Consider the following 21,743-nt stretch of genomic DNA (forward strand, 5'->3'; position numbering starts at 1 on the left):
TCGTCCTCGGAAGCGGCCGCCCGCGGCGATCTGCGATCGGTTCACAACCTCCCGACGGATGGGAAGGTTAAAGAGTCTCATCGCGGTACGAACTGGTGAGGCCGGGTGGCTTAGCTGGACATAGCGCCGCACTCATAGGGTTCGGAGATTCGGTGCGGTGACGCCTTGGAAGCGTCCGCGTCCTTCCCGTGGCTCCGCCGAGCCTCGGACCTGGGACATGCGGAGATCGTGGGTTCGGAGCCCACCCCGGCCATACAACAGTTCTGAAGCGCTTCGTCCCGGTAGCGGCGCTCACCGCTCGCGTTCGCTCCGTCCGGTCTCGTACCCGGTCGCCCACGCGAAACTCCCGACGAAGAGGACCGCGACGGTCTTCCACGTCGAGTCGACGGCGAACTGCGCGACGAGGAACACCGCGCCCATCGAGACGGAAGTGTACGCTCCCTCGGGGACAGCGAACGGAAGTCGGCCGCGCGACTGGAGCGAGGCGGTCGCGAACGTTACGCCGAGGAGCGCTAGCCCGGCTAGCGGGAGGGCGCCGATATCGGTCGGGATAACCATAGTATCAGATCGTCACTCTCTCGGAAATAAGTTCGCGCGGACAGTAAGAAGCGGATACCGAGTTGTCGGACTTCCTCTCACACCGGAACCGCTTCGCCGGCGACGAGCGCAACCGTGATGACGACCACGCCTAGCCCCAACAGCGCGTAGTTCGCGAGCGGGTTCGCCGCCGTGAACAGGTCGAGCGTGTATTCGGCGTCCCTCACGGGCGCGAACGGCCGAATTCCCATCGGCGTGAGCGCGTCCGCGAGGAGGTGCGAAACGATCGTCACGGCGCCGAACAGGAACCCGGCGCCGCCGAAGAGGAGCGCCTCGACGACTCCGCGCTGGAGGCCGACCGCCACCCCGACGGCCCCGAAGGCGACGCCGACGAGCAGCGCGAACCAGACGGTGTGCGTGATCCCCCGGTGTTTGACGAAGGGAACGCGGGTGTCGAGGTCGGGGACCATCGCCAGCGAAGCGACGCCGGCGGCGCCGACGAGTCCGACCTCTATCGAGGCGAGGACCGTGACGAGGAATCCGAATGGGGCGTAGACGACGAGCGACGCCCCGACGTGCCCCTTGCGGTACATGTGAACGACTGCGTGCCCGGTCCCTAAGTCCGTTGTGTCGGGGCCCAGCGCGTCGCACGTCCCGCCGCGCCTCCGGGCGAAACGCCTACGGCCTCCCGCCGTGACCGTCCGGTATGACGCTGACCGCCCGCGACCTGATGGAACCGGACGTGAAGACGGTGTCGCCCGACGACGACGTCGCCGAGGTGTTCAAGCGGTTCGCCCGCTACGAGTTCAGCGGATTCCCCGTCGTCGACGACGACGAGCGGGTGGTCGGGGTCGTCACCGAGTCCGACCTCGTCGACCTGTTCGAACCCGAGGACGAGACGCTGTGGATCCCGATCGGGCTCCCCCCGTTCGTGGACACGCTCTCCTACCAAGTGAAGCGGCCGTGGGCCGACCTCGATCTGGGCGTCGACCTGATCCGGAACGCCGATCGGCCCATCTCCGAGGTGATGAGCACCGACGTGGCGACGGTGACGCCGGACGCCGACGTCGACGACGTGCTGGACCTGCTCGTCGGGGACGACCCGGATATTAATCGTGTTCCTGTGGTCGACGAGGACGGTCGGCTCGTCGGGATCATCGCGCGGCAGGACGTTATCCGCGCATTCCGCGACCGCCGACTAGAATAGGACGGAGCGTATCGTCCTGAGAGGCGTTTTTAAGTAGCCGACCACAGACTGGCGGTAAACACGTCTAAAGCCCCAGTCGGTCGCATATAAATGGGGTGACTATCGATCGACGGCGAACACCGCCGAAGCCCCAGCCACTCGCTTATAAATGGGTGACAGTGGATCCGCGATGAACACCTCCAAAGCCCCAGCCGGGAGGACGCCGCACACTCGCTGCGCTCCTCGCTCGTTCGCTTTGCTCACTCACTGCGGTGCTTACGTCGTCTGCGGCGTCCTCCCGGCTGCCCCTTTGAGTCCCAACCCGCCCCGCCCCGCAACCGCACCTCACGCCTCCCCAGCCTCGTCGCTGGCGCTGACGGCGCCAGCGACTCCCTCGCGCGTGCGGCTCACGCCCTTCGGGCGCTCGCCGGCACGCGCCACCGCGGTTTATAAGCAATTCCCGCGGCCGCTCGTTCGTGTTTAAATACTGCGTCGCTGCTGGCGGGCTGCTCCGCCGTCTCTCCGGTGGCTCGGCCGGTAGCGGCGAACGGTCGGGATCGGGAGGTCACGAACGGACAGCCTCTTACCGGTCGACCGTCAGGAACGGACGGACATGCTGATAGCCGGAACCGTCGTCGCCGACTCCGAGACCGTCATCCCCGAGGGCGCCGTCGTCGTCGAGGGGGAAACGATCGCCGCGGTCGGCGACGAGGCCACCCTCCGCGACAGCTACCCCGACCACGAGCGGCGCGAGTTCGACCTCGTCGCGCCCGGCCTCGTCGGCGGCCACGTTCACTCCGTCCAGTCGCTGGGGCGGGGGATCGCCGACGACGCCGCCCTCCTCGACTGGCTGTTCGACGCCGTGCTTCCAATGGAGGCGGCGATGGACGCCGAGGCGACGCGGGCCGCGGCCGAGCTGGGGTACTTGGAGTGTCTCGAGTCGGGGACGACAACCGTCGTCGACCACCTCTCCGTGAACCACGCCGAGGAGGCGTTCGAGGCCGCGATCGAGACGGGGATCCGCGCGCGGCTCGGGAAGGTCCTGATGGACAAGGAGTCGCCAGACGGACTCATCGAGGAAACCGACGCCGCGCTCGCGGAGAGCGAGGATCTTATCGAGAGATACCACGGCGCCGCCGACGGCCGCGTCCGGTACGCGGTCACCCCGCGGTTCGCCGTCACCTGCACGGAGGCCTGCCTGCGCGGCTGCCGCGAGCTGGCCGACCGATACGACGGCGTGACGATCCACACCCACGCCAGCGAGAACGAAGACGAGATCGAGACGGTGGAGGCCGACACGGGGAGGCGCAACGTCCTCTGGCTCGACGAGGTCGGGCTGACGGGGCCGGACGTGACGCTCGCGCACTGCGTCCACACCGACGAGCGCGAGCGCGAGGTGCTCGCCGAGACCGACACGGTCGTCACCCACTGCCCCTCCTCAAACATGAAGCTCGCGTCGGGGATCGCCCCGGTCCAGGACTACCTCGACCGCGGCATCACGGTTGCGCTCGGCAACGACGGCCCGCCGTGCAACAACACCCTCGACCCCTTCACCGAGATGCGGCAGGCGAGCCTGCTCGGCAAGGTCGACGCCCGCGATCCGACCCGGCTCCCGGCCGCGACCGTGCTGGAGATGGCGACCGAGGGCGGCGCCCGCGCCGCCGGCTTCGACCGCCTCGGCGCGCTGCGCGAGGGCCATCGCGCCGACGTGATCGGACTCACGACCGACATCACCCGAGCGACGCCGATCCACGACCCGCTCTCCCATCTGGTGTACGCCGCCCACGGCGACGACGTGACCTTCGCGATGGTCGACGGCGCGGTCCGCTACGCGGACGACGAGCACGTCGGGATCGACGCGGCGGCGGTCCGCGAGCGCGCGACGCGCCACGCCGAGCGCGTGGTCGAGGCGGCCGGCATCGAGACGGCCAAACTGTAGCCCGCAATCGTCGAGATCGCCGCTTCCCCTCCCGAACCGCCGCGCTCGCCGCTTAAACCGGCTTTATCCGCACAAATTCGGACGGAGTATCTCTCATTTATACCCGTCCGCGGCCCGTTCGTTCACTCACTATGACGGACCGATCGCGGACGACAGGCGACGACGGATCGCGAACGACAGGCGACGGCCGCGCGGCGGACGCGACAGATGCGTCCGCCGACGGCGTCCGCCGGCGTGAGTTCGTAGCCCTCGGCGCCGGCGCGAGCGCGACGCTGCTCGCCGGCTGCGCCGGCGACGCACCTCTCCCGTCGTCGGACGGCTCCGACGGCCCGGACGGCTCCGACGGTTCCCAGACGCTCACCGGTAACTTCCGGCTCCTCATCAGCGACGCGCCGGCCGACATCGGCGACTTCGATCGGCTGGACGTCACCCTCGACCGGGCGCGGGTCTTCGAGGCGGGGGATGAGGACGACGACGAGGACGACGAAGAAGATGCGGAGGACGAGGAAGACGAGGAAGAAGCCGACGGGGACGACGAGGAGGAATCGGACGACGATCAGAACGCCACGGCGACCGGCGAAGACGACGAGTCCCTGAACGAGACGGCGGACGAAGACGACGACGCGAACGAGACGGACGTCGATGACGGCGGGGACGACGAGGAAACCGTCGAAGCAGAGGATGACGACGACGAGGACGCAGACGACGAACAAGACGATGACGAGGATGAAGACGGAGGCCGCGGCTTCACCGTCGTCGAACTCGACGGCGCGACGGTCGACCTCACGCAGGTGATCGACAAGGACGCGATCGCGGTGTTCGACGGCGAGATCCCGGCGGGAAGCTACGAGAAGATCGAGCTTGAGGTCTCCGCAGTCGAGGGGGTCGTCGACGGTGAGACGGTCGACGTGAAGCTCCCGAGCGAGAAGCTCCAGATCACGAACGCGTTCGAGGTCACGCCCGACGAGCCGGTCAGCTTCGTCTTCGACATCAACGTCGTCAAGCGCGGGAAGAACAACGGCTACATCCTCAAACCCGTGATCTCGGGCAGCGGGGTCGCGGGCCGCGACGTCGACGTCAACGAGATCGACGACGATGACGACGACGAGGATGACGAGGAGGAAGACGGAGACGACGAAGAAGCGGAGTCCGAAGACGGCGACTCGGACGCGGACGACTCCGACGACGAGGACGACGATGCGGAGACGACGGACGACGCCGAGGAGGACGACGCTACCGGTGGTAACGAGACGGACGACACGGAGAACGGGACCGAGACGGGGAACTGACTACGAGGAGGTCTCGACGGACGAGGGGGCTGCGGACGGGCACTTTGCCCACCGCAGCGCGGCGTCGTCGTCGTTGAACGCCTCGGTGTCGACCCCCTCGACGTCGATGGTCCGCTTGAGGTACCGACGCTTCGACCGCTCACCGACGACGGCGAAGCGGTCGACGCCGCGGGCGACCGCGATCTGCGCGGACTCGCGGAGCGCCCGGCGGCCGGCGTCCGAACACGGGCGGCTCGTCCGCACGACGATCACGATGGCGTTGACGGTGTTGGGGTCCGTCGCGCCCCGCCACCGATCGAGCAGCGCTTCGCCGTCCGCGGGGCTCAGTCCAGTCCCGTGTGGGAACTCGACGACGAGGACGTCGTCCTCGACCCGCAGCAGCCAGCGCTCGCTCGGTTCCATGGCACATCCTATCACGTACTGAGGTATAAATTACACCCTCAAAATATCTAATCTGATATTCGATTACGCCAGTCGTCAGCGCGATCCGGTTGACGTTCCATCTGCGCCGGTAGCTGCGGGCGGCCGTCGGCACCGTGGTCAGCGATGTCGGTTATCAACGAAAGAGATTCGGCCAAGGAGCCGCGGTCCGCGTCGTGGTCCTCGTCGGCCACAACACTCAGACGTCCCGAGCCGACTCCACGTCGAGCGCGTCGACGACCGCGGTCGCGAGCGCCTCGAACGACGCCTCGTCGGGGACGACATCGACGTCGACGCCGCGGTTCGCGGCCGTCTCCGCGGTCGGCGGGCCGATGACGCCGACCACCGCGTCCGCCAGCCCGGCGCGGGCCGCGTCCTCGACGCCGCGGTCCGCGGCCGCCGCGAGGAAGTTGTCGACGGTCAGCGAGGAGGTGAACGCGGCGGCGTCGAGGTCGCCGGCCGCGGCCAGCTCTGCGGCGTCGCCCGCGCCGGCCGGTCGCGTGAGCCGGTACAGCACGGTCTCGATCACGTCGGCGCCGGCCTCGCGGAGCCCGTCGAGGAGGACGTCGCTGCCGTGGTCCGAGCGCGCGACGACGACGCGCTCGCCCGCGACGCGAGATTCGAGCGCGGTGACGAGCCCGGCAGAGGTGTACTCCTCGGGGACGACGTCGACCGTCCAGCCAGCCTCGCGGGCGGCCGCCGCGGTGGCGGGGCCGATAGCCGCGAGGTCGGCGTCGCCGGGCTCCCAGCCCGCCTCGGCGGCCAGCTCGACGCCGGTCTTGCTCGTGAGCACGACGAGCGGCGAGTCGGCCGGAACCGCGCCAGTCGGCTCGACCTCGAGCATCGGGTCGGCGACCGGCTCCGCGCCGAGCGACCGGAGAAGTTCGACTGCCGACTCGATCCGCTCGTCGTCGGGACGGAAGACGGCCACGCGCGGCTTGCGGGCCCCGTCGCCGGTCACGTCTCGTCACCTCCAGCTGAGCCGTCGTCTTCCGTATCCTCGCTCGCCGACTGTACGGGTGCCGAGCCGGTGTTTTCGAGGAAGGTCACGACACGGTCGCGGGTCGCGGCCACGTCGCCGATCACGGTGATCGCCGGGGGTTCGATCCCCGCCTCGTCGCGGGCGTCCACGATGGTGTCGAGCGTGCCGGTGGCGACGCGCATGTCGGGCCAAGTGGCGCGCTCGACGAGCGCGACGGGCGTGTCGCCGTCGAGGCCGGCGTCGCGGAGCGCGGCGGTGTACGCCGGCAGCTTCCCGACCCCCATCAGCACGACGATGGTCCCGCCGGTCGCCGCGAGCGCGTCCCAGTTCACCGCCGACTCGTCCTTCGTCGGGTCCTCGTGGCCCGTGACGAAGGAGACGGAGGAGGCGTGGTCGCGGTGCGTCACCGGGATGCCGGCGACCGCGGGGCCGGCGATGGCCGAGGTGACGCCGGGGACGACCTCGAAGGGAACTCCTTCGTCGGCGAGGTGTTCGGCCTCCTCGCCGCCGCGGCCGAAGACGAACGGGTCGCCGCCCTTCAGCCGGACGACCCGGTTCCCCTCGCGGGCCAGCTCGACCATGCGCCGGTTCGTGTACTCCTGGGGCGTCCACTCGCCGCCGGCGCGCTTCCCCACGTCCTCCCGTTTCGCCTCGGGGATCTCGCCGAGGATCTCCGGGCCCGGGAGCTTGTCGTGGAGGACCACGTCGGCCGACTCGATCAGCCGCTTCGCCTTGACAGTGAGCAGATCCGGGTCGCCCGGGCCGGAGCCGACGAGGAAGACGGTGCCGACGGTGTCCTCGTGGCCGCGCGTCGGCGGCTCGTCCGCGGCCGATCCGGGACTCGGACCGGAGCCGGAGTCGCCCTCAGTCATCGTCCTCCCCGGTCTCCGCCTCCTCGCGCGCCTCGGCGATCAGATCGTCGGCGCCGCGGTCTGCGAGATCCGCGGCGAACTCCGCGGCAGCGGTCGCGTGCGACCGGATCGGCAGGTCGCGGGTGTCGGCGACCTCCTCGGTGCCGTCGGTCGAGAGCACCCGCGCCCGAACGTGGATGTGCTCGCCCTGAACCATCGCGGAGACGCCGATCGGCGCCACGCAGCCGCCGTTGAGCTCGCCGAGGACCGTCCGCTCGACGGTGACCGCGACCCGGGTCCGCGGGTGGTCGACCGCGTCGCGGACCGCCTCTATCACGTCGGGATCGCTCGCGGTGACCGCGATGGCGCCCTGCCCGGCCGCGGGGACGAACTCCTCGCGCGGGAGCCGCGTCGTCTCCACCTCGTAGAAGAGGTTCGAGCGGCGGAGCCCCGCCTCGGCGAGGACGACCGCGTCGTACTCGGTTTCGACTTTCCGCTCCATCGCCGCGCGTTCGAGGTCCGACAGCGAGTCGAACCACTCCTCGACGCTCCGCTCGAACTCTTCGTCGACCTCGTCGGCGTCTGTTTCGTCGCCCTCGCTATCCGCGTCGCCATCCTCGTCGCCCTCCGCCGTCAGCGCGGCCCCCTCACCGGAGGCGATCAGGCGCCGCTCGTGTTCCGCCTGGAGCCCGGGCGCGAGCAGCTTCTCCAGCCGGGTGTCGACGTTGCCGCGGATCGGCTCGACGGTGAGGTCAGGGCGCGCCGCCCGGATCTGCGCGCCCCGGCGGAGCGAGCCGGTGCCGACGACGGCGCCCGCGGGGAGGTCCTCGATGCCGAGCCCCTCGGGGTGGACGACCACGTCGCCAGAGGGCGCGCGCTCGGGGACGCCAGCGACGACGAGATCGTCCATCTCCTCGGTCGGGAGGTCCTTCAGGGAGTGGACCGCGAGGTCGGCGTCGCCGGCGAGCACCTCCTCGTCTAAGGCGCGCACGAACGCGCCCGTCTTCCCGAGGCGGTGGATCAGTTCGTCGGGGATCTGGTCGCCGCGCGTCTCCACCTGCCGGAGTTCGACGTCGCGGCGCCGGCTCGACAGCGCCTCGCGGACGGTCTCGGCCTGCCGGAGGGCCAGGTCCGACCCGCGGGTCGCGAGCCTGAGCGTTTCGGTCATACGCGAACGGAGGTCCCCCGCGTTCAAAAGCGCACCAGTTCGGCCGCCTCCGCGACCGCGAGATCGGACGTCCCGTTCGCGGGGTTCACGCGTCCGCTCGCCGGGTCCGAGGCAACTCCCGCCACGGTCATGTCCCCTTTATCAGTCCGTCCCGAACTCGGAGACGAAATGGCACGCGTGAGCGCCGGGGCGCGGCTCCACTTCGGCTTCTGTAACCTCAGCCTCTCGCACGAGCGGCTGTACGGCGCGCTCGGCGTCGGGCTCGCCAGCCCTCGCGTCGTTGTCGACGCGGAGCCGGCCTCGGGAGTGAGCGTGACGGTCGAGGGGGCGGACGGGAACCCCACGAGCTCGGCCGATTCCGCACCGAGCGTGCGCGACGACGCCCGCGAGTACGCGACTACGGCCGCCGACCTGATCGGCGTCGACGGCGCCCGGGTCGCGGTCCGCGAGTCGCTCCCGCGACACGCCGGCCTCGGCAGCGGGACGCAGCTGGCGGCGGCGACGCTCGCGGCGGTCGCGACCGCCCACGGCGAGCCGGCGCGGGTGCGCGAGCGCGCTCCGGCGCTCGGCCGCGGCGGGCGCTCCGGGGTCGGCGTCGCGACGTTCGAGGCGGGCGGGTTCGTCCTCGACGCCGGCCACCCGACGGCGCGCTTCACGACCGACCGCCCCGCGGACGGCGAGTGGACCGTCCCGCCGGTGGCCGCGCGCCACGCCGTCCCGGACGACTGGCGGTTCCTGCTCGTCGAGCCAGAGGCGGACGCCGGCCGGAGCGGGACGGCCGAGGACGACGCGATGCGGACCGCGGTCGAGCGCGCGGAGCCGGGCCTCGCCGACCGGATCGGCGGGATCGTCACCCGGCGCGTTCTCCCCGCGATCGCGACCGACAACGCGGAGGCGTTCGGCGCGGCCGTCGCGGAGATTGGCCGGCTCAACGGCGCGTGGTACGCCGACGAGCAGGGCGGCGTGTACCGGCCGCCGGTCGGCGAGGTCGTCGACACGCTTTCGGGCGACGCGTCGGTGTTCGGCGCCGGGCAGTCCTCGTGGGGGCCGACGGTCTACGGCGTCACAGACGCGGCCCGCGCGGACGCGGCCCTCGACGCCGGCGAGCGCGCGCTCGACGCGGCCGGCGTCGGCGGCGAGGTGTCGGTCGTCCGGGCGGCGAACGAGGGGGCGAAGATCGACGCGGAGAGCGGGGCGGAATCGCCGGCGGACGACCCGGAGAGGGGTAACACTAAACCCTGCGGCGACGGGGCGTAAGCCATGTCCAGTGTTCCGTTCGGAGTCGCTCGCCTCGACTCGATCCTCGGGGGCGGCGCGCCGTCCGGCAGCGTCGTGTTGCTCGCGGGCGAGGCGGGCGCTGGCGCCCGGGAGTTCTGTTACACCAGCGCGGCGATGAACGCGCTGGCGGGCGCCGACGAGGAGCTGTTCGACCTCTACTACGGCGACGTCGATGACGACGCGACGCTGCCCGAGTCGGTCCACTACATCTCCTTCACCGCCGACACCGAGGCGATCACGAGAGAGATGGGGTACACGATGGCCGACGAGATCGTCGACGCGGCGGTCGACGAGATCTCCTTCCGTGACCTCTCGCCGGAGTACTTCCAGCTGTCGCCCGTGCCGCGCGACTGGTACGAGACGGCGACGGCCTCGATCACCGAGCTCGGCGACCGCGGCGAGTACGAGGACGTGCTCACCGCGTTTGGCGACTACCTCTCGGAGCACGGCGAGGGGAGCCTCGTCTGTATCGACTCCGTCACCGACCTCGTCTCAATGGTCTCCGACGACACCGACTGGAGCGACGTCGCCATGGTGATGAAGGGGCTGAAGAAGGCCGCCTACGAGTGGGACGCCCTGGTCCTCGTGTTGGTGAACACCGACGCGCTCCGCGACCGCGAGTTCGGCACCCTGATGGACGCCGCGGGCGGAACGCTCCAGTTCTCCTGGGAGAGCGGCGGCTCCCAGCGCGCCCGGACGATGTTCGTCCGCGAGTTCCGCGGCGTGCTCTCGCGGCTGGAGGCCGAGAACATCGTCCGCTTCGAGACCGAGATCCACGAGGGCGGGTTCGACATCAGCGACGTGCGGAAGATCCGGTAGCGACCGCGTTCCGACCCCGCCCCGGCCCATTGTCGCCCAGTATCGTTCCGGAGAACGGCGCGACAGGTTACTTAAGCCTCGCCGCTCAACGGCAGGTAGATGACGGAGGATCCGCGATGAGTGACCTCGACCCGGCGGCGGCCGCCCTCGATGCGGCGGCCGAGGACGCCGGCGTGAGCCGCGAGGAGCTCCTCAAGCGCGCGCTCGTCGCGCTCGCGGAGTCCGAGGGGATCGACGTCCCCGACGCCGAGGAGGTGGCGGCGATCGAGGCCCGCCTCGACGACCTCGACGCGGAGCTGGACGAGAAGGTCGCCGACCTCCGCGAGCGGTTCGTCGACCTCTACCGCGAGGTGGAGTCGCTCGACGCCGCCGAGGGGGGCGCCGGGGAGGGAGGCGCCGCCGACGCGGAGGGAGCGGCGCGGCTCGACGACCTCGCCGACGAACTGGAAGAGATCGCCGGCCGACTGGATCGGCTCGACGCCGCCGTCGCCGACGCGCCCTCCTCGGACCGGGTCGACGACCTCGGCGAGCGACTGGACGCGCTCGACGCCCGGCTTGACGAGTTGGACGCGGTCCGCGACCGACTGGATGGCTTCGGCGACCGACTCGACGGGGTCGACGAACGCGTCGACGAGGTAGATGGACGGGTCGACGGCGTCGACGATCGCCTCGACGACGTGGAGTCCGACCTCGCCGGGATCTCCGCGGACGACCTGACCGAGATCGACGACAAGCTCTCGCGGGTCGCGAACGCGGTCGTCAGGGTCAAGCGCCGCCTCGACGCGGCCGAGCGCGATCGCGCGGACCGCGAGCGCCTCGACGCGCTGACGCGGACGGCGAACCGGCACGGGGTGCGGACCGCCGACTGCGACCACTGCGGCGGCGGCGTCGAACTGGGGCTGCTGTCGGCGCCGGAGTGTCCCCACTGCGGGCGCCGGTTCGAGGACCTGGAGCCGAACACCGGCTTCCTCGGCACGTCGAAGCTCCTCGTCGGCGATGCGCCCGCCATCGACGGCGACGTCGCGGACGACGACCGCGACGAGATGGGCCGGACGACGGACCGGACGAGCACCGCCGCGAGCGACGGCGGACCGGACGGGGACCGCCGATGACCGACGGCAATCGGTCCGACGGCGACCGGTCCGACGGCGACGAGGATCCGGAAGCGGACCCCTTCGGCGACGAGCTGTTCGGCGATGAGCCGAGCGGCGACGAACCGAGCGGCGAGGCCGACGACGGCCTCGACGAGCCCGACGCGGACGAAGTCGACGACCCGTTCGCGGCGCTCGGCGATGGGATCGACGACGACGGCGAGGCGGGCCGAGACGACGCCCGAGGCTCCGACGGCGTCGATATCGGGACCCGAGGGGGCTCCGCAGCGACCGACGACGACGCGTCGGCCGACGGAGACCCGGAACCGGGCGCCCCGGCGGACGACCCGTTCGCCGAACTGGACGGCGACGCCGCCGGCTCCCCGACCGACGAGGATCCCTTCGAGTCGATGGGGACCGGCAACGTCGGCGAGGAGGACGTGTGGGAGGCGCTCGACGAGGGGAGCTCGATCGGCGCCGACGCGACCGAGTTCGGCGACGCCGCCGAGGGCGGTGCGGCCGGCGACGTGGGGGCGTCCGATTCCGGGACCGCGGGACCGACGCCGGGCCCGAGGACGACCGGCGACGAGCGCGTGGTCGACAAGCGGAGCTACTGCCAACGCTGTCCGCACTTCACGGCGCCGCCGGAGACGGCCTGCACCCACGAAGGGACCGAGATCGTCGAGTCGGTCGACTTCTCGCGGTTCCGGGTCCGGAACTGCCCGATGATCGACGCGGAGGACCCCGCCTTCGACGGCGAGTAATTGGTATAAGTTTCGTCCGGGCGATCGAGCATCCGCCAGCGATTTCTGAACACGTTCAAGCCCGACCGGCCGATACTGCGCTTATCGCGTGATATCGTCCGAATCGCAGGGTCGACGGTCCGTCGAGTTCGGGTCGGGGGCAGTCACCGGTGCGATAGGGGATTCGATTACGGTCATCCCGCTCGTCGTCGCGCTGGCGCTGCTGACGGACGTGTCGCTGCCGCACGCGCTCGTCGCGTTCGGGTCGTGCCAGATCGTCTGGGGCGTCCGGTACGGCCTCCCGGTGTCCGTCGAACCGATGAAGGCGCTGGCGGCGCTGGCGATCGCGGGCGCGCTCACCTACGCCGAGCTCGCGCTCGCCGGGGTGATCCTCGGCGGCCTCCTCCTCGCGATCGGACTCTCCGGAACGCTCGCGTACGTCGAGCGCTGGATCGGCGAGCCGGTGATCCGCGGCGTCCAGTTCGCGGTCGGGCTCGTCCTCCTAGAGACGGGGATCGAACTCGCGGTCGACGACCCGCTCGTCGCGCTCGTCGGGGTCGCGATCGCAGCCACGTTCGCGCTCGCGGGCCACGGGAAGGCGAGCGCGCTGGCCGTCGCGCTCCTCGGGATCGCCACCGCGCTCGTCGTCGCCGGAATCCCGGCGCCACGGCTGCCCGGCGCGCCCCCGACGCCGGCGTTCGGTGGGGCGCTCACGCGGGCCACGTTCGACGGCGTGGCCGCGCAGCTGGCGATGACCATCGGGAACGCCGCGCTGGCGACCTCCCTCCTCTTCTCCGACCTGCTCGACGCGGAAGTCACCCCCGACGAGCTGTCGACGAGCATGGGAATCACGAACTTGGTCGCGGTCCCCCTCGGCGGGATCCCCATGTGTCACGGCTGTGACGGGGTGGCCGGCAAGTACGCGTTCGGCGCGCGCACCGGCGGCGCGAACGTCATCCTCGGCGTCGGTTACCTCGTCGCCGCCTTGTTCGCTACGCCCGCGCTGATCGCGGCGTTCCCGCTGGCGATGCTCGGCGCCCTGCTCGCGATCGTCGCCGTCTCCTTGGCGCGCAACGTCACCGATTCGGGGAACCGCGCGCTCTCGGTCGGGATCGGTCTCCTCGCGCTCGCCACCAACCTCGGCATCGCGTTCCTGGTCGGGATCGCGGCCCACCTCGCGTGGGAGCGGATCGGCGAATAGCGGGCCAGTGAGAGGAGCCCATTTATATAGGGGAGATGCGGTGGCGCGTGCCTGCGAGCGGCCGACAGGCCGCGAGCAGCACGCGCGAGGGAGTCAGCCGGCCGGAGCGAAGCGGAGGCCGGCTGACGAGGCTGGGGAGGCGTGAGGCTGCGGTGCGGGGTGGGACTCAAAGGGGCAGCCGCGAGGGCGGCGCAGGCGACGTAAGCACCGCAGCGAGTGAGCGGAGCGAACGAGCGAGGAGCGCAACGAGCGTGCGCCGCCCTCGTGGCTGGGGCTTTGGAGGTGTTCGTCGTTCTGTACTCAGTAATTTATAAGCGAGCGGCTGGGGCTTTGGAGGTGTTCACCGACGATCTACTGACACCTATTTATAAATATCCGACACCGTACACCGCGTATTCGAACATACCCGCCGAACCTAAACCGCTCAATCACGTACCAAACGAGTATATGCAGTTCTGTGACGACTGCGGCTCGATGATGGTCTCTCGCGACGGGGAGATGGTGTGTCAAAACGACGACTGCGGCGCCACGACCGAGCGCGACGAGGCGCTCGCCGCCGAGTTCGAGTCGACGACCGAACAGACCGGCGACGAGGTGATCGAGACGGAGGAGGGCGCAAACTTCGAGGGGAAGCCGACTGCGACCGACATCGTCTGCGACGAGTGCGGCCACGGCGAGGCGTGGTACACGATCAAACAGACCGGCGCCGCGGACGAGCCGCCGACGCGCTTTTTTAAATGTAAGGAGTGCGGCCACCGCTGGCGCGGGTACAACTGACCGCGATCGCGCGGGGGACCCCACGGCGACGCGCGGCTGGCAGCGGAGCTGATCGACGACCGCCGACGCGCGCGCCGCGAACACCCGGGCCGATCGAGGGCTCGATCCGCGAAGTACAGATCCGTCACCACGAGCCACACTAACACGCACCATAGCGTCGCAGTCCGTCGATTATCTCGGATTACATCGGATTAAGCGCGTGAATCCGGTCGAAATACGACTGAATTCCCCTGTAGCGTTTGGACGGTTCATACGGCTCGGCGCGGGAGGGGGAGACACGATGAACACCGAACGTATCGCACTGGTCGCGGTGACGCTGGCCTTGGTCGTCGGCGGCCTCGCGACGCTTTTCGCACCGACGGTCGTCTCCGGCCCGGGCACCGCTCCCGCGCAGGCGGCGGCAACCACCGCCGTCGCCGACGGCGGACTCGGATCGCTGCTCGGGATCGCGCTCTGGGGCGTGACGCTCCTCTTCGGCGCGACCGCGCTCGTCTGGTTCGTGCTCACGGGGGTCGTGGGCGCGGGCTACGAGGCGCCGCCCAACGAGTACGGCCTCGACGAGATCCAGGTCCGCATCATGACCGTCGACGCCGCCGAGGTCGTCCAAGACACCGTCGACTCCCTGCCGGAGGGGCTCGACGACGTCCACGTGATCGCGGAGTCGGACATCGACGTGCGCGGGGCGACCGTCCACGTCGTCCCGGACGAGTTCGCGTGTGACGCGGTCCGGAAGGGGCGCGCCCAGGAGTGGGCGCGGCAGGCGCTGGAGTGTCAGCGAGAGTTCGTGCTGTATCTCGACGAGGACAGTATCGTCGAGTCGCTCGACGGCCTCCCGGACGCGGACATCGTCCAGCTCCGCGAGAAGCCACGGCTCACGGGGTCGAACCTCAGCTACCTGGCCGACATGTACCGGATGGGCGTCCAGATCGAACAGCGCGCGTTCGCGCGCCTCTCGATCCCGCTGTTCGCGTGGGGCGGCGGCATCGCGGTCCGGTCCGACGTGGAAGACGAGACGACGTGGGACCGCGAGACGCTCGTCGAGGACACCGCGTTCGTCTGGGCCGCGTTCGCCGAGTCCGACGTGACGTTCGCGCTGTCGGACGCGGTCTGCCGGAATGAGGCGCCGCCCTCGCTGTACGAGATCGTCCAGCAGCGCCGCCGCTGGGCCGCCGGAAACCTCCAGGCATCGGCGATGCTCCCGTTCCGGTACGAGCTGCTGACGCGAGTCCGCAACTACGCGTGGGCGCTCTCGCCGATCGTCACCCTGCTCGTTGTCCCGCTGTCGCTGCTCAGCGTGACGATCGCCTACAGCGGGCTGTTCTTCGCGGCGTCGATGGGACTGGCGCTGTGTACGCTCGGCTGGTTCCTCCTCGGCGTCGGCTACTACGGCGACGACCACCGCCAGTGGGCGCTGGCGGTCCCGCTGGCCCCGCTGATCACCGTCGTCCACTCGATGGGGACGGTCGCCGGCATCGTCAGCCCGCCCGAGACGTTCCGGGTGACGACGAAGGTCGGCAGCGAGTAGACCGGGCGAAGCGCTGCCGTTTATAAATCGTCGCGAAGCCGCGGCCCGAGAAACGCCGCGGCCGCCTCGCCCACCTCCCCGCTCCGCCCGACGAAGAAGTGGTCCGACTCGAACGCGACCGTCTCGACGCCCAACTCATCCGCCCGCTGGATCACTGGCTTCCAGTCGGCTGTCGAGTCGCGCGTCGCGTACAGAACCCGTACCGGCATCCCGCGGTCCGCGAGGTCGTCGAGCGCCGCGACCGCGTCGACGTCGGGGTTCAGGCGCGCGGTCGGGGCGAGCGCGCAGACCCCAGCCAGTTCGGGCCGCGACGCGGCCGCGACGAGCGCGACCGTGCCGCCGAACGAGAAGCCGAACAGTCCGACGCGGTCGTAGCGGTCGAGCGCCCAGCCGACCGCCGCGTCCGCGTCGGTCGTCTCGCCGTACCCCTCGTCCCAGTCGCCGTAGTCGAACCGGAGGCAATCGATTCCGCGGTCGGTCAGGGCGTCGCTCACCGCCCTCAGTCGCTCGTCGCCGCGGTGGCCGCGCTGCTGCGGGTGCGGGGGGCAGGCGACGACGACCGCGTCGCTCCGAGCGCCGTCGCTCGCTGCGGTGTCGAGCGTGGCGCGCACGTCGCGGCCGCCGGGGATCAGAATGGTGTCGCTCACGGGATTCAGATGTGGCGAGTTCGGATTCGGTGGTCGCCGTCGCTCCCCCTCAGGGCACCTGCGTCACGCGGTCGACGTCGTCGAGATCAGCGAGATCGGCCGCGAGCGCCTCTTGGTCGACGTTGGCCTCGTAGTAGAACACGATGTCGAAGGCGCCGTCCCGCAACAGCTGCTGGCACTCCCAGACGAACTCCTCGCCGTCGAGCGTCAGCCCTTGGAACTGGTTCGACGAGAAGTTCGTGTCGTCGTTGCCCGCCTCGATGTACGTCTCGCCTTTCCCCGCGTGGTCGGCGATGACCTCGTTGACGGCGACCGTCAGCTCGTGCATCTCCAGGTCCTGCTGACCGTCGAGGGTCGTGTGGACGATACAGCCGAGCAGCTCGATGTCGCCCGGCTCCAGTAACGCCTTCGTGCGGGTGTACAGGTCCGAATCGACGGTCTCGCTCATGCGTCTCCCTTCCGGCTCCCGTAATAAACGGGTGACGGTTCTCGGGGCGGCGTTGAGCGCGAGCACGACCGGGACTCAGCGGCGGAGCGACACAACGACGCCGTCTCCGCTCGCGTCGGCCTCGACCAGCCCGTCGTCCGCGAGGTCGTCAACGAGTCCGCGAAGCCACTCGCGGCCGTGTTCGCCGTCCGGCGCGTAGTCGACGCGGATCCGGTGGCCGAGCGCGTCCAGTTCCATCTCGTCGTGCTCACCGAGGAGCCGGACGATCCGGCCGCGGAACTGCCGGCGGCTCCCCTCGAAGCTCGGCTGTTCGGGTACGTCTGGGGCCGTAAAATCGCCGGTCTGGTAGGCGTGACACCACTCGCGCCACGGGCAGCCCGCCTCGTCGCATCGGGGCTTCTTCCCGCAGGCGACGCCCCCGAGCTCCATGACCGCGTTGTTCCACACCCGCGACTCGCCCGGCGGCATGAGCCGGGAGGCGACCCGCTCGAACGTGTCGTCGTCGTCCGGGACGTCGAACGCGCGGTACAGCACCCGCTTCACGTTGGTGTCGACGACGGCGTCGCCGTTGTTGAACGCGAACGACGCCACCGCGTTGGCGGTGTACGGCCCGACGCCCATCAGGTCGCTCAGGCCCTCGGGGTCCTCCGGAAACGCCCCGCAGTAGTCGTCTTCGACCTGTCCGGCCGCCTCGTGGAGGTACTTCGCGCGGTTGTTGTACCCCAAGGAGTGGTCCGACCAGAAGGCGACCACGTCAGCGCGGTCGGCCGCGGCGAGGTCGGCGGTCGTCGGCCACTCGTCGAGGAAGTCCTCCCAAGCCGGCACGACGCGGTCGAGCTGGGTCTGCTGGCTCATCACCTCGCTGACGAGGATCTCGTAGGGGTCCTCCGTGCGGCGCCACGGGAACTCGCGGTGGTCCGCCTCGTACCAGTCGACGAGCGCGTCGCGGACCGCGTCGAGGTCGGCCGGGAGCGCCGGCGACTCCGCGGCGTCGTCGCCCGCCTCCGCGGCGGCACCGTCCGAATCGGTCATATCCCCGGTCCGGCCGGCGGCGGTTTATCGGTGCTGGTCCCCGTCCGCGCGGACCGACTCCATCGTTCGCGGGTCGCGGTCGGGACCGGGATACTCCCCGCCCACGGCGTCCGGATACAGCTTCGCCGGGTCGAACACCGTCGCGAACGCGCGTGGCTCCCGGACACTCACGGGCAGGCGGTCGCGCAGTCCGGCGGCGGCCCCCGGCCCGGTCAGCGAGGGGTCGAGACTCACGATCTGCATCGCGCCGCCGCGGTAGGCGGAGGCCAGCGCGGGGTGATCGTCCGGCGGCTGCGCGACCGGCTCGCGCCACGCCTCGACCGCGGCCCGCCAGTCCGCCGCCAGATCGGGGTCCACGAGCGACGCGATCACCGCTTCGGCGTCGTCGAGGAGCGGGTCGCTGGCGACGAGCGTCGTCCACGCGTGCGACCGAAGGGCGTCGAGCGCGTCGCGGGCGGCGCCGCCGACGAGGAGGTCCGCCGCGAGCGCGTCCGCGTCGGCGACGACGCGGGCCGGACTGGGGTCGAGGGGGTCGGCGACCGCGTCTCCGTCGGTGGAGGCGTCGCCGCTGTCGCTGCCGTCGTCATCCTCGTTCGGCGCCGAGCGCACGTCGTCGAGCGCGCGGCGTACGTCCGCCTCGTCGAGGTCGCCGTCGAGCGCGGCCGCGCGCTCGAACAGGTCGGCGAAGGTCATGTGCGTCGGTCGGCGCCCCGGCCGTATCCTCCTTGCGGCCGAGGCGTGCTGATTCCCCGACCCCCGGCGTTATTGGTCGCCCGCGACGAAGCAGCGGGCGTGAGCGACCGATCCGCCGACCCGAGCGGCCGACCCGCCGACGAGCCGACCGTCGCCGTTCCGCAGGTCGCCGTCGACGACCTCCGCGTCGACGCGAACGTCGACCGACTCCGGCGCCGAGCGGCCGACCTCTCGAGCAAAGTCGACCTCGCGGTGTTCCCCGAGTACGCGCTCACGGGATTCGCGGCCAACGAGCGACTCCAGGAGGCCGCGCTCTCACGCGACACGGCGCGGACGCGGCTCGAATCCATCGCAGAGGCGGCCGATGCGGCCGTGATCGCTGGCTACGCCGAGCGGGACGGCGGGGCCGTGTACAACGCGACCGCGTACGTTCCTGCGCCCGAACGCTCCGGGGACGACTCCGATCCGGGGCCGGGCCGGACCGCGACCGCCAACTGCGACGGTTTCTCTGTCTACCGCAAGCGACATTTGTGGGACGAGGAGAGCGAGTGGGTCGAACCCGGAACCGACCGCGTCATTGTCGAAACGCCCGGCGGACCGACCGGACTGCTGACTTGCTACGACCTCAACTTCGTCGCGGAGAGCGCGTGGTTCGCCGAGCGCGCGGTCGACGCGCTCGTCGTCGTGGGCGCGTGGCCCGCCGACCACGCCGCGAACTGGCGGCTCCTGTGTCGCGCCCGCGCGCTCGACGGCGTCAGGTGGGTCGTCGGCGCCGGACGTACCGGGACTTCGGGCGGCGGGCGCGCGGTCGACGAGTCGACGTACGCCGGCAACTCCCTCGTCGCGCGACCGGACGGCTCGGTCGCCGCCGAACTCGGTCGGGAACCGACGACGCTGACCGCGACGCTCGACCGCGAGACGCTCTCCGCACAGCGGGATCTGGTGGGGGCTGTCGGCGAGAGCTGAAAATATTCTTTTGTATATTGAAAAAGTAGTTTTCTCAGTAGGAGCTATTAAGTGGGTCGCGCGCGTATGTAAAGTTGGAATGAGTACCCAGAAGCAGGCCCGTCAGCGATACGGCGACGTTCACGAGAGCGAAGCGCTCCGCGTCCCCGAAGAGAAGGCCGAACAGCTCGTCGACGCGCTCAACAGCGACCTCGCGGCGACGTACGTCCTCTATCACCAGGTCAAGAAACACCACTGGCTCGTCGAGGGTGCCGAGTTCTTCGACATCCACGAGTACCTCGGCGAGGTCGCGGCCGACCTCGAAGAGGGCGCCGACGTGCTCGCCGAACGCGCGCAGGCGCTCGGCGGCGTGCCGCTCTCCGGCGGCGCGAACTACGAGGAGCACGCGCCGGTGACCCCCGAGGACGCCGACGCCTACGACATCCGGACGTCGCTGGAGCACGACCTCGAGATCTTCGGCGACATCACCGAGCAGCTCCGCGAGCACATCCAGCTCGCCAACAACCTCGGCGACTACAACACCGAAGAGCAGCTCCGCGAGATCCTCGAAGATGTCGAGGAACACGGCCACCACATCGAGCATTACCTCGAAGACGACACGCTCGTCACGAGCGAGACGCTCGAGTAAGCCGACCGCGACGGACTGCTTTCGGGCCGTTCAGGCGTCCGATTCTTCGATTTTCGCTTTTTCGACACCGACGAGCAGCGCCGACGTCGGCAGTAGACCCTCCGCTCAGTCGAGGAAAAGCGTCCGCTCGATTACTCGAGATCCGGCGCCCGCTCGCCGGCGGGAATCACGATCTCCAGCCAGTTCTCCTCGGGCGGGAGCGGACAGGAGAACGTCTCGCTGTACGCGCAGAAGGGGCTGTACGCGAGGTTGAAGTCGATCGTGACGCTGTCGCCGTCGTCGAGGTCCCGCTCGGGCGCCAGCTCCATGTACCGTCCCTGGTGGTACGTCTGCTGACCGGTCGTCTTGTCGCGGAAGGGGACGAAGATCGCCCCGTCGTCGCCCTCCTGTCGGTAGCCCGCCAAGGTGTGTTCCTCCCCGTCGACCTCGAACGCGAACGTGACGACCCGGAGGTACCGGACCGGGTTGCTCGCGGTCGTCTCCATCTCGACCGGCTCGGGGTCGTCGTGGACCGTCACCGACGCCTCGACGCGGTAGTCCGGATTCGGCGGGAAGTAGTCGAGCCCGTCGAACTCGTCGCGCTGCTCCGGCGGGATCGGCGACTGCGGGTGGTCGTCGAAGAACTCATCTTTCTCCCGGCGGTTCGCGCGGAGCCGCTCGGCGTAGTCCTCGGTCATGACCGGACCGACGAGCGCCGGCGGTTTCAGGGCCGCGGTTCGGGAGGCCGCCGTGGTTCGGGAGGTCGCCGCGGTTCGATCGACCGCCGCAGTTCGATCGACCGCCGTGGTTCGGTCGACCGCCCGATTCGCAGCGGCCTCACAGCGCCTGGAGGTCGGCGAGGCAGTCGTCGAGGTCGCGGTTCGAGGTGGCCAGAGAGACGCCGTCGACGCGGGCGAGGTCGGCGGCGTGGTCCCAGAGGTCGCCGTCCTCGATCCCGTGGAGCACGACCGCGTTCGGCGTCGGGCTCACGACCCGCAGCGCCACGAGCGGCGACTCGCCGCGGGTCACCCGCGTGAACACGAGCGCGCGGTTCGTCGACTGGCCGTACAGCCGGTAGAACTCCTCGCTGGAGAGCCGCGTGATCGCCTGGATCGAGTCGATGACGGTGTGGCCGTTGACGTGGTCGTGGTCACCGCGGACGATCTCCGTCGCGCCCATCGCCTCGTAGAACTCTTCGAGGGGGACCGCCGTCGAGTACTCGCGGAGGTCGTGGACGATGTCGCTCTCGAACCCGGCCGAGAGCACCCGGGCGTGCTGTCGGAGCCGCCCGCCGCCGCGGCGCTCGTCGATGTCGAGCAGCCCCTCGACGGTGCGGCGGACGACGCCGATCCCCGGGCTCTCGCGCCGACCGCTCTCGTAGTCCGAGACGACCGACGAGGAGACGCCGAGCTGCTCGGCCAGCTCCGTCTGCGAGACGTCGAAGTCGGTCCGCCACTTCCGGAGGGTCGCTCCGGGGTCGTCGCTCAGCGTTATCTCGCCGGCGATCCGGCGGGAGAGCTCCTCGCGTGCGTCGCTCATGCCGT

Annotated in this window: 25 protein-coding genes and 1 tRNA gene; 13 read left to right on the plus strand and 13 right to left on the minus strand. The window is 70.3% G+C overall.

Going from position 1 to position 21,743, the window contains the following annotated elements; all coding sequences use genetic code 11:
- The first annotated feature begins 99 nt into the window (after positions 1 to 99).
- Positions 100 to 253, plus strand: a tRNA-Met gene (locus ACOZ35_RS08885).
- 38 nt (positions 254 to 291) lie between these two features.
- Here ACOZ35_RS08885 and ACOZ35_RS08890 read toward each other — a convergent pair.
- Both ACOZ35_RS08890 and ACOZ35_RS08895 read right to left on the minus strand, forming a co-directional pair.
- The gene (locus ACOZ35_RS08890) at positions 292 to 558 is read right to left on the minus strand and encodes a hypothetical protein (RefSeq protein WP_424016010.1); all 267 of its coding nucleotides are present in this window, start codon (positions 556 to 558) and stop codon (positions 292 to 294) included.
- Positions 559 to 635: 77 nt separating this feature from the next.
- Positions 636 to 1,130, minus strand: coding sequence for a metal-dependent hydrolase (locus ACOZ35_RS08895; protein WP_424016011.1), 495 nt, complete (start codon positions 1,128 to 1,130; stop codon positions 636 to 638).
- A 113-nt stretch (positions 1,131 to 1,243) separates the two neighbouring features.
- Here ACOZ35_RS08895 and ACOZ35_RS08900 point away from each other — a divergent pair, with 113 nt between their 5' ends.
- The 3 genes from ACOZ35_RS08900 to ACOZ35_RS08910 all read left to right on the plus strand — a co-directional run bounded on the left by ACOZ35_RS08900 (position 1,244) and on the right by ACOZ35_RS08910 (position 4,951).
- Positions 1,244 to 1,744 (plus strand): HPP family protein, encoded by a 501-nt coding sequence (locus ACOZ35_RS08900; protein ID WP_424016012.1) that lies wholly within the window; start codon positions 1,244 to 1,246, stop codon positions 1,742 to 1,744.
- A 592-nt stretch (positions 1,745 to 2,336) separates the two neighbouring features.
- On the plus strand, positions 2,337 to 3,662 hold the full coding sequence (locus tag ACOZ35_RS08905) for a 5'-deoxyadenosine deaminase (protein WP_424016013.1): 1,326 nt from the start codon (positions 2,337 to 2,339) through the stop codon (positions 3,660 to 3,662).
- Positions 3,663 to 4,255: 593 nt separating this feature from the next.
- A complete protein-coding gene (locus tag ACOZ35_RS08910) occupies positions 4,256 to 4,951 on the plus strand; it encodes a DUF4382 domain-containing protein (RefSeq protein ID WP_424016055.1) in 696 nt (231 codons plus the stop codon).
- Here ACOZ35_RS08910 and ACOZ35_RS08915 read toward each other — a convergent pair whose 3' ends face one another.
- From ACOZ35_RS08915 to hemC, 5 genes are read right to left on the minus strand one after another with little or no spacing between them, the layout of a single operon-like run.
- Complete coding sequence (locus ACOZ35_RS08915; RefSeq protein WP_424016014.1) at positions 4,952 to 5,353, minus strand: hypothetical protein; 402 nt, start codon at positions 5,351 to 5,353, stop codon at positions 4,952 to 4,954.
- A gap of 47 nt (positions 5,354 to 5,400) precedes the next feature.
- Positions 5,401 to 5,565 (minus strand): hypothetical protein, encoded by a 165-nt coding sequence (locus ACOZ35_RS08920; protein ID WP_424016015.1) that lies wholly within the window; start codon positions 5,563 to 5,565, stop codon positions 5,401 to 5,403.
- A 5-nt stretch (positions 5,566 to 5,570) separates the two neighbouring features.
- Positions 5,571 to 6,332, minus strand: a complete 762-nt coding sequence (locus ACOZ35_RS08925; RefSeq protein WP_424016016.1) for a uroporphyrinogen-III synthase — start codon at positions 6,330 to 6,332, stop codon at positions 5,571 to 5,573.
- Entirely contained in the window at positions 6,329 to 7,225 is an 897-nt protein-coding gene (cobA, locus tag ACOZ35_RS08930; RefSeq protein WP_424016017.1) for a uroporphyrinogen-III C-methyltransferase, read from the minus strand. Before cobA ends, ACOZ35_RS08925 begins: the two co-directional genes overlap by 4 nt.
- On the minus strand, positions 7,218 to 8,372 hold the full coding sequence (hemC, locus tag ACOZ35_RS08935; protein WP_424016018.1) for a hydroxymethylbilane synthase: 1,155 nt from the start codon (positions 8,370 to 8,372) through the stop codon (positions 7,218 to 7,220). The genes cobA and hemC overlap by 8 nt, the downstream gene beginning before the upstream one ends.
- 168 nt (positions 8,373 to 8,540) lie before the next feature.
- Between hemC and ACOZ35_RS08940 the strand changes: the two genes are divergently transcribed.
- The 7 genes from ACOZ35_RS08940 (at position 8,541) to ACOZ35_RS08970 (ending at position 15,806) form a co-directional block, all read left to right on the plus strand.
- Entirely contained in the window at positions 8,541 to 9,629 is a 1,089-nt protein-coding gene (locus ACOZ35_RS08940) for a beta-ribofuranosylaminobenzene 5'-phosphate synthase family protein (protein ID WP_424016019.1), read from the plus strand.
- A 3-nt stretch (positions 9,630 to 9,632) separates the two neighbouring features.
- Positions 9,633 to 10,469, plus strand: a complete 837-nt coding sequence (locus ACOZ35_RS08945; protein ID WP_424016020.1) for an RAD55 family ATPase — start codon at positions 9,633 to 9,635, stop codon at positions 10,467 to 10,469.
- 116 nt (positions 10,470 to 10,585) lie between these two features.
- Positions 10,586 to 11,581: a hypothetical protein gene (locus ACOZ35_RS08950; protein WP_424016021.1), complete on the plus strand. Its 996-nt coding sequence runs from the start codon at positions 10,586 to 10,588 to the stop codon at positions 11,579 to 11,581.
- Positions 11,578 to 12,324, plus strand: a complete 747-nt coding sequence (locus ACOZ35_RS08955) for a hypothetical protein (RefSeq protein ID WP_424016022.1) — start codon at positions 11,578 to 11,580, stop codon at positions 12,322 to 12,324. The genes ACOZ35_RS08950 and ACOZ35_RS08955 overlap by 4 nt, the downstream gene beginning before the upstream one ends.
- Before the next feature lie 88 nt (positions 12,325 to 12,412).
- Positions 12,413 to 13,504, plus strand: a complete 1,092-nt coding sequence (locus ACOZ35_RS08960) for a putative sulfate/molybdate transporter (protein WP_424016023.1) — start codon at positions 12,413 to 12,415, stop codon at positions 13,502 to 13,504.
- Between the two features lie 447 nt (positions 13,505 to 13,951).
- On the plus strand, positions 13,952 to 14,281 hold the full coding sequence (locus ACOZ35_RS08965) for a transcription factor S (RefSeq protein ID WP_424013275.1): 330 nt from the start codon (positions 13,952 to 13,954) through the stop codon (positions 14,279 to 14,281).
- 280 nt (positions 14,282 to 14,561) lie between these two features.
- A complete protein-coding gene (locus ACOZ35_RS08970) occupies positions 14,562 to 15,806 on the plus strand; it encodes a glycosyltransferase family 2 protein (protein ID WP_424013276.1) in 1,245 nt (414 codons plus the stop codon).
- Between the two features lie 20 nt (positions 15,807 to 15,826).
- On the opposite strand, the gene ACOZ35_RS08975 is transcribed toward ACOZ35_RS08970, so the two are convergent.
- The 4 genes from ACOZ35_RS08975 to ACOZ35_RS08990 form a co-directional block, all read right to left on the minus strand.
- Positions 15,827 to 16,453, minus strand: coding sequence for an alpha/beta hydrolase (locus tag ACOZ35_RS08975; RefSeq protein ID WP_424013277.1), 627 nt, complete (start codon positions 16,451 to 16,453; stop codon positions 15,827 to 15,829).
- Positions 16,454 to 16,502: 49 nt separating this feature from the next.
- A complete protein-coding gene (locus tag ACOZ35_RS08980) occupies positions 16,503 to 16,901 on the minus strand; it encodes a DUF5778 family protein (protein ID WP_424013278.1) in 399 nt (132 codons plus the stop codon).
- 75 nt (positions 16,902 to 16,976) lie between these two features.
- Entirely contained in the window at positions 16,977 to 17,933 is a 957-nt protein-coding gene (locus tag ACOZ35_RS08985) for an A/G-specific adenine glycosylase (RefSeq protein ID WP_424013279.1), read from the minus strand.
- Positions 17,934 to 17,957: 24 nt separating this feature from the next.
- Positions 17,958 to 18,626: a DUF7384 family protein gene (locus ACOZ35_RS08990; RefSeq protein WP_424013280.1), complete on the minus strand. Its 669-nt coding sequence runs from the start codon at positions 18,624 to 18,626 to the stop codon at positions 17,958 to 17,960.
- Between the two features lie 99 nt (positions 18,627 to 18,725).
- Between ACOZ35_RS08990 and ACOZ35_RS08995 the strand changes: the two genes are divergently transcribed.
- The gene (locus ACOZ35_RS08995; RefSeq protein WP_424013281.1) at positions 18,726 to 19,592 is read left to right on the plus strand and encodes a carbon-nitrogen hydrolase family protein; all 867 of its coding nucleotides are present in this window, start codon (positions 18,726 to 18,728) and stop codon (positions 19,590 to 19,592) included.
- Positions 19,593 to 19,671: 79 nt separating this feature from the next.
- Positions 19,672 to 20,220 (plus strand): DNA starvation/stationary phase protection protein DpsA, encoded by a 549-nt coding sequence (dpsA, locus tag ACOZ35_RS09000; RefSeq protein WP_424013282.1) that lies wholly within the window; start codon positions 19,672 to 19,674, stop codon positions 20,218 to 20,220.
- 131 nt (positions 20,221 to 20,351) lie between these two features.
- On the opposite strand, the gene ACOZ35_RS09005 is transcribed toward dpsA, so the two are convergent.
- The gene (locus tag ACOZ35_RS09005; protein ID WP_424013283.1) at positions 20,352 to 20,897 is read right to left on the minus strand and encodes a DUF1684 domain-containing protein; all 546 of its coding nucleotides are present in this window, start codon (positions 20,895 to 20,897) and stop codon (positions 20,352 to 20,354) included.
- Positions 20,898 to 21,036: 139 nt separating this feature from the next.
- A complete protein-coding gene (locus ACOZ35_RS09010) occupies positions 21,037 to 21,738 on the minus strand; it encodes a helix-turn-helix domain-containing protein (RefSeq protein WP_424013284.1) in 702 nt (233 codons plus the stop codon).
- Positions 21,739 to 21,743 lie beyond the last annotated feature (5 nt).

The sequence above is a fragment of the Halorubrum xinjiangense genome, from assembly GCF_049604745.1.
Lineage (GTDB): Archaea > Halobacteriota > Halobacteria > Halobacteriales > Haloferacaceae > Halorubrum > Halorubrum xinjiangense_A.